The organism is Embleya sp. NPDC005575, from assembly GCF_040605455.1.
GTDB lineage: Bacteria > Actinomycetota > Actinomycetes > Streptomycetales > Streptomycetaceae > Embleya.
This window is the reverse complement of record NZ_JBEXCV010000230.1, coordinates 1-10,428: the sequence shown is the minus strand read 5'-3', so window position 1 is coordinate 10,428 and position 10,428 is coordinate 1. Positions and strand designations below refer to the sequence as shown.

Here is a 10,428-nt window from a genome sequence, read left to right as displayed (position 1 = left end):
CCCAGACGACCCCTCACCAGATCTGTATAGTGGTTACTGTAGTTCAGACGTGTGGTCTTCCCCCCCGGTGCTGCGGGCCGTGTGCGCCGTCCCCGCCCTCGGGGATCGGCGCACACGCGTGGGACCGGCCGACGGACGGTCCCACGCCTTGCTTGCTCGCCCCGCCGAGGAGGTTCTGCGTTGTGGCGAAGGGGAGTTCGTCGCTCAAGATTCCGGCTCCTGACTGGGGAAGAGGTCGCCCGCCCGGAACAGCCGGGCGGGCGAGGGACGGTGACGGGTGATCAGGTGCGGGCGGGCGTCTTCGGGGCGGCGTCGGCCTCGTCGCGCAGGGTTCGCATCAGGTCGGTGAGGCGCTCGTTGGAGACACGGTGGCCTTGGTCGCGCAGGGCGTTGGCCACGATCGCCCGGGTGATCCATCCGCCGTCCGCGACAGCCCGGCGGGCGGCCGGCAGAAGGTTGTCCTCGGCCGTGGCGGGGTTCGACTCGGCGGCGAACACGGTCGCCTCCGGTCCGGTGAGGGCGAGTTCGGTCTGCTCGGCGTCCCCGGTGACCGTCGCTGTGGGCAGTCGGTCAGTCACCGGGTCGCCGGTCCGGGGCGGGTGTCCGGGCGCGATCCGCCGGTCGGTCGCGGCGGTGGCGGGTGCCGGTTGGCGGGCGATGAGGATGTACAGGTGGACCGCTCCGGCGAGGGCGAGCGGCGCGAGGGTCGACAGAACGCCGACGGTGGCGTCGCCCAACCGCAACCCGGGATCGTCGCCCGGCTCGGTCTGCTGGTTGATGCGGACCGCGTGAAGCGCGTTGGCCCAAATACTCGCTCCGGTCGCCGACCCGAACAGCGCCCACACGTACACCCGGGCGGCGGGCGGCGCGGTCCGCAGGACCAGGAGGGCGCGGATGCCGTAGGCGATGAACCCGTCGATCAGCAGCGGGAACAGGAAGCTCAGCGCGCCGCGCACATGCACGGCCACGGCCATCTGCCGCAGCGCGTCGTAGGACAGGGCGAACCCGGCGAGGCCGAGCAGGGCGATCGCCGCGCGGTCCCAGGTTGTCGCTCGTGCGGGACCGGGGGCGTGGATGGTGGTGGTCAGAGTCGCCTCCTGCGGAGTGTCGATGGGATGGGCAAGGGTTTGGGCAAGGTCCGGGCGCGGTGGCGCACGCGTCCGCCTCGATACCGAGGGGCAGCGTCTGCGGGCGTCTCCGTGCCGTGACGTTCCACGCGCCGGGCCAGCCCCGACGGCGGGTCAGTCCGTCGGTCGGCGGCGTCGGTCGGGTCCGGTGAGGATGACGCGGTCGGTCATCTCGGCGAGGCGAGAGGCGACCCGGTCACCGAGGACGTCCCGGATCCGAGGGATCGCCAGGTTGGTGGTGAACAGGGTCGGCAGCATGTGCTCGTAGCGGTGGTCGACGAGGCGGTAGGTCAGTTCCTCGGTCCACTCGGATGTCTTGGCGGCGCCGAGGTCGTCGAGGATGAGCAGCGGGCAGCGGCTCAGTTCGCGCATCTCGCCTTCCGCGTCGTGGCCCTGACGGGGTCTCATGGCGGCGTACAGCGCGGCGGTGGTGATCTTGTTCCAGCGCAGCCGTACCCCGGCCTGGAGGAGGCCGCGGACGGCTCCGTACGCCTGGTGGGTCTTGCCGGTGCCGGTCGTCCCGGCGATCAGCAGCGAGGGCCCGGTGGCGATGCCGAACGTCCCGCCCGGTCCGGGTCGGGCCTCGTCGACGATCTGCCGCATCCACCCGGTGATGCCGGGGTGGTCGGCGACGGCGGAGCGGTAGCGCGGCGGGATGCGCTGTTCCGCCATGGCCAGGGCGTCGGCGACGCGGTCGGTGTCGTCGTCGGTGTCGAGCGGGCGTGCGGGGTCGAGGCCGCGTTGGGCGAGGATGCGCAGGACGCGCTGCTCGGAACCGGTGCCCACCCGTTGCGGGTCGGCGGGTCGGCGGAGGCCGGTGGTCACAGGTCACCGCCGTAGGCCGCCTCGGGGTCCTCGGGATTGGTCCACGGCCGGTACGTCGCCGGGGCGCCGGGTCGGTCGGCGTTCATGACCTCGTTGACCAGCCCCGGCAGCGCGCTCGGGCTGAGACCCTTGGCCCGCAGCCGCTCCAGGCCGGCCCGGATGTGCTCGGTGGACACGCCCTCGTCCAAGAGGATCTTGGTCTCCCGGCCGATCCGGCTCAGGACGCTCTCCGGCGGCCGGGTGCGGCAGGCGTTCACGTACTCGGCGACGAGCGCGGGAGTGGTGTCGGGCGCGTGGGCGCCCGCGCCCCCCGGAGGGAAGATCCTAGGTCCAGGATCCAAGTTCCTAGATCCGGGCGTTGAGTCCTCACCGACATCTCCGTGAGGGTTCACTGAACCCTCACTGAATGCCGTCCGACCTGCGGATTCGCGATTCACGGAGTCATCCGTGAGGGTGCGGTGCACCTTCACCGAGCCCTCACTGAGCCCTCCGTGAGGGCTCGGCGAGTCGTCCCCGAAGCCTCCACCGGGCTTCTTGCGCGAGACGTCGTGATCCGGGCAGCCGGGCAGCCGGGAAGCGCTCGGCCGGTTGATCTTCTGGTGCTCGTGCCAGGTCACGATGTGCAGGTACCGCTTGCCGTCCGGGGTCGTGTAGCGGCAGAGGAGCCCGGCCTCGGCGAGCTGCTGAAGATCGTTCTCGACGTCGAGCGGCGTGTGCTCGGGACGCAGCGGCCACAGCACCCCGGCGATGATCGCGGCGTGGTCCCGGTGGCGTCCGTGGTCGTCCGCCTGGGTGAAGAGGCCGACGAAGGTCCGCTCGGCGGTCACGCTGACCGAGGCCAGACTCTCGGAGCTGAACAGCTCCGGCTTGATCGTGCGGATACGCGCCACGGCTATCGCGCCTCCGTCCGGGTGGGACGGCGCGTGGCGGATGCGCCCCGGAGGGCTGTCGTCGTAGGCTTGCTCAAGGCATTTCCTCACTCGGCGGTCCGGGGGGCAACCCGGTTCCACCGTGGTCGAGCGTTCAGGGATGGGCGGTCGCGAGGTGTGTTGTGGGGCTCCCGGCGTTCGTAGCGCCGGGAGCCTTTTGCGTGCCCCGGTGCTACCCGGGTCGATCCTCCGTTAATCCCTGGAGAATCGTTTGCATTCTGTCCTGCATCAGGCTACTCTCCAACGGCGGTCGATGCAACAGGGCTTGATCGCATTGCAAGGAGGATCGGATGAGCGGATCGGTGCCCGGCCCGCCGGGCGGCCCGCAGTCGATGTGGAGCGAGGACAACGTTGCCGAGCGCGTGCGCTTGGAGCGCGAGGCGCGCAAGTGGAGCACCGCGACGCTGGCCGAGCGCATGTCGGACGCGGGCTTTCCCATCAACCAGTCCGCGATCTGGCGGATCGAGAGCGCCGAGCCCCGGCGGCGGATCAACCTCGACGAGGCCATCGGCTTTGCCCAGGTCTTCGGCATCGACCTCGACAACCTCCTCGGTCCGCCCCAACTCGCGATGCACGAGCGCGCCGTCCAACTGATCGACGACGTCCGCACGTCCTACCGCGCCATCCGCGCGGCCAACGACCAACTCGCCGCCGCCCAACAGGCCCTTGAGACCTACATCGACGCCCACCCCGAGATCGGGGACGAGGTTGGCGAAGCCGTGAGCCAGGTCATCGCGGAGGAGCTGGTCACCCCGGGCCCCTTCTCCGGCCCACCCCTCGTCCGCTTCGGCCATCCACCGAACGCGGACGAGGAGGACGACCCCACCGACCCACCGGGCGAGTAACCGCCCACCCGAAACCCCGCCGCCCCGGTGCTACGAACACCGAGGCAGCGGCCATCACCACAACCCGCCCATCCCTGAACGGAACGACCCGGCGGCCTTTTGCCCAAGGCGCCGCCGAGTAAGGACCTGCCTTGTCCCAGATCCGCTCGAACACCGCCGTGTCCGCCGAACCGACCGGCGACCACACCCTCGTTGCCCTCACCGTCGAGGAGGCCGCCCGCCGCCTGAGCATCGGCCGCACCACGATGTACGCGCTCGTCGCCTCCGGCGACATCCCCTCCGTGACTATCGGCCGTCTGCGCCGCATCCCCGCTGAGGCGCTGAACGAGTACGTCAGCGCATGCCTGCGCGCGGTCGACTTCGACGTCGCGGCCTGAGGGGGACCAACACCATGGGGAAGTCCCGCCAGCCCAATGGCGCGTCGACCATCTACCAGGGCAAGGACGGCCGCTGGCACGGCCGCGTCACCGTCGGCGTCAAGGACGACGGCACACCCGACCGCCGCCACGTCTCGGGCAAGACCCGCGCCGAGACCACCACCAAGGTCCGCGAACTCGAACGGCAGCGTGACCTCGGTACCGTCCGCAAACCCGGCAAGCCGTGGATCCTCGCGATGTGGCTGACCCACTGGATCGAGAACATCGCCCCGATCACCGTCAGTGAGAACACCCTCAGCGGCTACGAGGTCGCCGTCCGGGTGCACCTGATCCCTGGCCTCGGCGCACACCGCCTCACCAAGCTCGAACCCGAGCACCTGGAGCGCCTCTACAAGAAGATGCAGGACGCTGGCAGCGCCCCGGCGACCGCTCATCAGGTGCACCGAACACTGCGCGTCGCCCTCGGTGAGGCCGTCCGTCGCGGACGTCTGACCGTCAATGTCGCCAAGATTGCCAAGGCCCCGCGCCTCGACGACGAAGAGGTCGAGCCGTACACCGAAGACGAGGTCCAGCGGATCCTCGTGGCGGCGAGCAAACGCCGCAACGGCGTCCGATGGGTCATCGCGCTTGCCCTCGGTCTACGCCAGGGCGAGGTCCTCGGCCTGCAATGGACGGACCTCGACCTGGACACCGGCGTGATGCGCGTGCGCCGCGGCCGTCTCCGTCCCAAGTACGCCCACGGCTGCGGCGACACCTGCGGTCGCAAGCCCGGGTATTGCCCCCAACGTGCGCTCGTGCGCCGCGAAACGAAGGACACCAAGTCCCGCGCGGGTCGCCGTGCGATCGGCCTCCCGGACGAGGTGGCTCAGCTACTCCGTCGGCACCGCGAGGCCCAAGCGGCGGAGCAGGCCCAAGCGCGCCAGCTCTGGGTGGACAAGGACTACGTGTTCACCGGCCCGACTGGTGAACCGCTCAACCCGAACACCGACTACCACCACTGGAAGGACCTTCTCCGGGAGGCGGGCGTCCGCGACGCCCGCCTCCACGATGCCCGCCACACCGCCGCGACTGTTCTACTCCTGCTCGGCGTCGACGAACGTGTCGTCATGGCCGTGATGGGCTGGTCCTCGGCCGTGATGCGCAAGCGCTACCAGCACGTCACCGAACCGCTCCTCGTGGACACCGCGCGGCGAATCCACGACTTCCTGTGGGGCACCCCGAAGGAGGACTCAGTCCCGTCGTAGGGGCGGCCGAGCACGGCAGGCGGTCTTGCCGTGGCGAAGGCTCGAACCTCATTTGGTTCGGGCCTTCGCCACGCTCGAACGCATTGCTCAGACACGCATAGTGAGTTTCTTGCCAGCGCTGCCGCAGCCACGGGGATAACGACGAACACCACTCTCCTAAAGAGGGTGTCGCAGGTTCGAATCCTCCCGGGAGCGCCCTTGCCCTGACCAGTCTGGGCCACGGGGTCTTCGCTTCGGTACAGCGAGGCATCAATGGTGCGAGGCACCGTTGTCACGTGCCTGGGCTAAACGAGTCGGAGCACCGGACGGTTGTCCGGCATACCGAGCAGTTCACGCACATGCGGAACCTTCCAGGCGAGTTCGCGAGCCAGGGCTCGTATCGTCAGGTCGGTTTCGCGCTCTGCGAGTTCGAACGCTTGACGAAGCATTACGGGTTGCTCGCCGGGAAATCCTCGTACGGGCTCGGGACCAAATCCCGGCTGGTCACGCAACGCGCGCAGCCGTTGGTAGGCGCGGCTGGTGGTGGCGTCGGAGACCAGTCCCAGTTCGCGGTATCGGTACACCAGCGAATGTACTGAGACTCCCCAAGTTCGCGACAACGCCGCGAGCCGAGCGAGGTCGAGGCGGCGCGGCAGGAGCGGCAGAATATCGTCACGCGGGGTGAGGAACTCCGCCGCGAACGTGTCGGCCTCACGTTCTTGTTGACTGTCTCCCGTGGACGTCGCGTGCAGCACGAGGTGACCCAGTTCATGAGCGGCGCTGAAGCGATGCCGGCACACATCGTCGGCACGGTTGGGGGTGAGCACGATCAACGGTCGCGGTAGGCCGCCGGTCGCGAACGCGTCGACCTTGGCAGCAGTCCTGTCGGCTTCGGAGGGGGCGACGACGATAATTCCGTGCGTTTCGATGCGCCTGACTAGATGGCGAACAGGGCCTGCTTCCAGGCCCCAATGCCGACGCAGGCCGCGAGCGGCCTCGGTCGGATCGAGTGACAGGTCCTCGCCGGGGTGGACCTCGCCGCCGGCGAAACCCGGAAGGTCCACGACAGGCAGCCTTACACGCCTCTCCAACGCGTACGCCAACTCCCAGACTTGACCGGCGAATCCGAGCACCTTGTCACGCTGGGCGCCGGAGGTGGAGCGGAGCGCGCGGAAGTGCGCCAAGGATGAGTCGATCTTGCCGAGCGGCCGGCCTGCCAGGAAGAATTCGACTGGGACATCAAGGACTTCGGCCAGAAGAGGGATTAGCTCCGGTCGTGGTTTGCTGCTTCCGGTCTCGTACTGGCCAACGGCTGCTGGTGATACGCCGATCCCCTGGGCGACCTCCTTCTTCGTTAGGCCAGCGAGATGGCGGGCCTGAGTGAGACGCGGTGCATGGAAGGCGTCCCAGACCGCCTTCGGAGTCGCCGTGCTGACATCAGTGCCGGGGATCGTCGGTTGGTCAGTTCTCATCGCTCTCAGCGTGCTTGGCTCGTTGTTCCTCGGCTTCGGTCTGGGGCGGCAAGTTCAGTACACGGTCGGCTTCCCCGCGGGTTGAAAGCGGGACCTCCGGAATGCGGCCGGAGTCGAAGCCGTCGTCGGTTCGCGGTGTAGGCACGACGCTGAGACCGAGTGCTTCGCCCGTGGCCAGGAGCGAACATTCGGTGACCCAGTCGAGGGTTCCGCCAGCGTCCAGCATGGTGGCTTGGCCCCACCACGCTCGGTGCAGGCCCGCGAGGTTCATCTCGTACGGGATCAGGACGAGAGCGGGCTGCGGGTCACGTCCGGCGAGTTCCGCCAGCGAACGGCGCAGCACGGGCTGTGAGTCCTCCAGCCCGGAGAACGGCTCCGCAACCCACCGCTGGGACGGCTTCTCGGCTGCGGCGAAGAGTTCGCGGACCACCCCCGAAACTTTCTTCGGCCACCTGCGTCCAGGAGCGGCACCTTCAACGCCGTCGACGTGAACGGGGTACAAGAGCGTGTTGTGGACGAGGATCAGCTCGTAGAAGGTCCCGGGCTTGATTCGTTCGGTGCCCTCTATCCCCAGGGCACCCACGTGCTCGGCGACCCTCTCGTACTGATTGGTCATCCGCGCGGAGCCAGCCGCGAACCTCTTCTTCGACCGCCCCGCGACATGCGAGTCCAACATCGCGTCTTGGGTGTCGAGCAGGGCTTCGCGAAGGGCTGCCCGAATCCGCTCGGCGTCATCCCCGAATCGCCGTTGTGCCCAAGGAGGGGCCGACTCGTCCGCGTTCATGCATCACTCCAGTGATCACTTGAGAACTGAACGCGATCATACGCCTCTAGCTTTATTTGTCTACCTAGAACTTGCACTCATGGTTCAGGATGAAGTCCTAGGCGGTCTCATTGAGGTGGCTGGTCGACCCGCTAGCGGCGCCGGCCAGCTTTGGCAGCTCGTCGGCCACCCGTTGGGCCACCCCTCCTTTCGCGTCGCCGAGCTCTTGGTGCGTTCGTGATCAATGACGATGTCTGGCAGCCGCAACGGGCGCGCGGTGATCAGGCTCAACCTCGTCGACATGGCGGTGTAATGCACGGGCGCGCATGCGGGTTCGGGATCGCGATCAGCGTCTTGGCTGCCACCTGTACGTCGGGCCGCAAGTGCCGGCTCGCTGGGCCTTGCGGCGACGTAGTCCTTCAGTCGGTAGGCAATGTCTGGGAGTTGTCGACAGTGACCTGGGTGTGTCCGGTCGAGTCCATGTGCGTTCGTGGACAGTCGAACTGTTCGTGACCTGCGTCGACTCGCGGCAAGTGAGACCAAAACTGAGACCAACAACGACGTTGCCCCCGGCCGCAGGGCGACCGGGGGCAACGTTTTGCCTGTTCAGGCTGGCGGAGGATACGAGATTCGAACTCGTGAGGGGGTGAACCCAACACGCTTTCCAAGCGTGCGCCCTAGGCCACTAGGCGAATCCTCCGTGCGGAAGCTTACAGGAGGTCGGCGGGTGCTCGCGCACCCCTATTCGAAGGGGGCGGAGGGGGTGTGGCCGGGAGGTGAGGGATGCAGTGAACCCCCCGTGCACCCGGCAGAGCCTCCCTATCCTTGCTGCCTTCCGGCCCTGGGGAGGTTCAGGAGGATACCGCCGCACGGGGGGTCCGGGGCCTAGAGTACCCGACCCGGGTCGGTGTTCGGGCACGGGCGGGTGATGAGGTCCGCGTCTGTCCCTGCGCCCGGCTATCGTCGGGGGCGTGTCGCTCGCCCTCTACCGTCGCTACCGCCCCGAGACCTACGCAGAGGTCATCGGGCAGGAGCACGTGACGGAACCCCTCATGCAGGCCCTGCGGAACAACCGCGTCAATCACGCCTACCTGTTCAGTGGGCCGCGAGGGTGTGGCAAGACCACCAGCGCGCGCATTCTCGCCCGGTGTCTCAACTGTGAACAGGGGCCCACGCCCACGCCCTGCGGGGAGTGCCAGTCGTGTCGGGATCTCGGTCTCGGCGGGCCCGGCAGCATCGACGTGATCGAGATCGACGCCGCGTCGCACGGTGGTGTGGACGACGCTCGCGACCTGCGCGAGAAGGCGCACTTCTCGCCGGTGAGTTCGCGCTACAAGATCTACATCATCGACGAGGCCCACATGGTCACGTCGGCGGGCTTCAACGCGTTGCTCAAGGTGGTCGAGGAGCCGCCGGAGCACCTGAAGTTCATCTTCGCCACCACCGAGCCGGAGAAGGTGATCGGGACCATCCGGTCCCGGACGCACCACTACCCGTTCCGGCTGGTGCCGCCCGGTGTGCTGCGCGACCACCTCGCCTCGGTGTGCGAGACCGAGGGCATCAAGGTCGAGCCGGCCGTGCTGCCGCTCGTGGTGCGGGCCGGCGCCGGGTCGGTGCGGGATTCGATGTCGGTGATGGACCAGTTGCTGGCGGGTGCCACCGACGACGGTGTCACCTATGCGATGGCCACCTCGCTGCTCGGGTTCACCGACCGGTCGCTGCTGGACGACGTCGTCGAGGCGTTCGTCGCGCAGGACGGCGGGGCCGCGTTCGAGTTGGTCGACCGGGTGATCGAGGGGGGCTACGACCCGCGCCGGTTCGTGGCCGACCTGCTGGAGCGGCTGCGCGACCTGGTGATCCTCGCTGCGGTGCCGGACGCGGCCGACAAGGGCCTGATCGACGTGCCGGCCGATCAGCTGGAGCGCATGGTTCGGCACGCTGCCGAGTTCGGCCGGGCCGGGCTCACCCGCGCTGCCGACATCGTCAACACCGGCCTCACCGAGATGCGGGGCGCCACCGCGCCTCGGCTCCAGCTGGAGCTGATCTGCGCTCGGGTACTGCTGCCCGCCGTCGACTCCGGCGAGCAGGGTCTGCAGACGCGCCTGGAACGCCTCGAACGCCGCGTGTCGCTCGGCGGCCTCCCCACGGGATCGGCCGGCCCCGCCGGATCCGCCACCCCGGACCACGCCCGGGCCGACGCCCCGGCCCCCGCGCCGACCCGCCCGCACCAGGCCGCCCCGCCCCTGCCCCCCGTACCGGCTCCCGCAACACAACCCCAGCAGCCGCAACCCCAGCCGCACCAATCCCAACCCCAGCAGCCCGCCCCAGCCGCCGGCGCCTGGCCCCAGGCCCGCACCGCCGGCTCCGGCCCACCCCCCGCCGCACCGCAGCAGCCCCGGCAGCACACGCAGCCGCCGCCGCACCAGCCCGCCCAGGCGCCGGCCCAGGCCACCGGCGATCTGGCCCGTGTGCACGAGATGTGGCCGCAGATCCTGGACGCCGTACGCGGCCGCAACCGGGTGGCCTGGATGATGCTGCAGACCGTGACCGTGGCCGGGTTCGACGGCACCACGCTGACCATCGCCTTCGAGCAGGCCGGCACCCGCGAGGGCTTCCGCAGCAGCGGCCGGGACGAAGTCGTGCGGCAGGCCGTCCAGGACGCCTTCGGCTTCGACTGGCGCATCGACTGCGTCGTCACCGGCGAGGCCGGAGCGGCGCCCACCCGTCGCCCCGGCGGCCCGACCCAGACCCCGGCTCCGGTCCCGACCCCGGTCCCGCCCGCGACACCGCCCGGCGATCGCCCGCCCGCCGGCCCACCCCCCGGCGCGTGGCCCGGCGCTCCGGCCTCGACCCCGCCGGTCGCATCC

9 protein-coding genes, 1 tRNA gene and 1 other RNA gene are annotated in these 10,428 nt (G+C 69.3%); 4 read left to right on the top strand and 7 right to left on the bottom strand.

Annotated features, from left to right (window positions below):
- Positions 1–281: 281 nt before the first annotated feature.
- The 3 genes from ABZS54_RS39955 to ABZS54_RS39945 form a co-directional block, all read right to left on the bottom strand.
- Entirely contained in the window at positions 282–1,076 is a 795-nt protein-coding gene (locus ABZS54_RS39955) for a DUF2637 domain-containing protein (RefSeq protein WP_355547386.1), read from the bottom strand.
- Between the two features lie 165 nt (positions 1,077–1,241).
- Complete coding sequence (locus ABZS54_RS39950) at positions 1,242–1,952, bottom strand: ATP-binding protein (RefSeq protein WP_355547383.1); 711 nt, start codon at positions 1,950–1,952, stop codon at positions 1,242–1,244.
- Positions 1,949–2,842, bottom strand: coding sequence for a hypothetical protein (locus ABZS54_RS39945; protein WP_355547380.1), 894 nt, complete (start codon positions 2,840–2,842; stop codon positions 1,949–1,951). Before ABZS54_RS39945 ends, ABZS54_RS39950 begins: the two co-directional genes overlap by 4 nt.
- A gap of 329 nt (positions 2,843–3,171) precedes the next feature.
- Here ABZS54_RS39945 and ABZS54_RS39940 point away from each other — a divergent pair, with 329 nt between their 5' ends.
- The 3 genes from ABZS54_RS39940 to ABZS54_RS39930 all read left to right on the top strand — a co-directional run bounded on the left by ABZS54_RS39940 (position 3,172) and on the right by ABZS54_RS39930 (position 5,347).
- Positions 3,172–3,726, top strand: a complete 555-nt coding sequence (locus tag ABZS54_RS39940) for a helix-turn-helix transcriptional regulator (RefSeq protein ID WP_355547377.1) — start codon at positions 3,172–3,174, stop codon at positions 3,724–3,726.
- Between the two features lie 131 nt (positions 3,727–3,857).
- On the top strand, positions 3,858–4,103 hold the full coding sequence (locus tag ABZS54_RS39935) for a helix-turn-helix domain-containing protein (protein ID WP_355547374.1): 246 nt from the start codon (positions 3,858–3,860) through the stop codon (positions 4,101–4,103).
- A gap of 14 nt (positions 4,104–4,117) precedes the next feature.
- Positions 4,118–5,347, top strand: coding sequence for a tyrosine-type recombinase/integrase (locus tag ABZS54_RS39930; protein WP_355547372.1), 1,230 nt, complete (start codon positions 4,118–4,120; stop codon positions 5,345–5,347).
- 284 nt (positions 5,348–5,631) lie between these two features.
- Here ABZS54_RS39930 and ABZS54_RS39925 read toward each other — a convergent pair whose 3' ends face one another.
- The 4 genes from ABZS54_RS39925 to ffs form a co-directional block, all read right to left on the bottom strand.
- Positions 5,632–6,798: an XRE family transcriptional regulator gene (locus ABZS54_RS39925; protein WP_355547369.1), complete on the bottom strand. Its 1,167-nt coding sequence runs from the start codon at positions 6,796–6,798 to the stop codon at positions 5,632–5,634.
- Positions 6,788–7,582, bottom strand: coding sequence for a hypothetical protein (locus ABZS54_RS39920; RefSeq protein WP_355547366.1), 795 nt, complete (start codon positions 7,580–7,582; stop codon positions 6,788–6,790). Before ABZS54_RS39920 ends, ABZS54_RS39925 begins: the two co-directional genes overlap by 11 nt.
- Before the next feature lie 591 nt (positions 7,583–8,173).
- Positions 8,174–8,261: transfer RNA gene (locus ABZS54_RS39915), tRNA-Ser, on the bottom strand.
- 84 nt (positions 8,262–8,345) lie between these two features.
- Positions 8,346–8,444, bottom strand: an RNA gene (gene ffs / locus ABZS54_RS39910) — signal recognition particle sRNA small type.
- Between the two features lie 88 nt (positions 8,445–8,532).
- On the opposite strand from ffs, the gene ABZS54_RS39905 reads away from it, so the two are divergent.
- Positions 8,533–10,428: DNA polymerase III subunit gamma and tau (locus tag ABZS54_RS39905; protein ID WP_355547363.1), on the top strand; the 1,896-nt coding region annotated here is incomplete at its 3' end.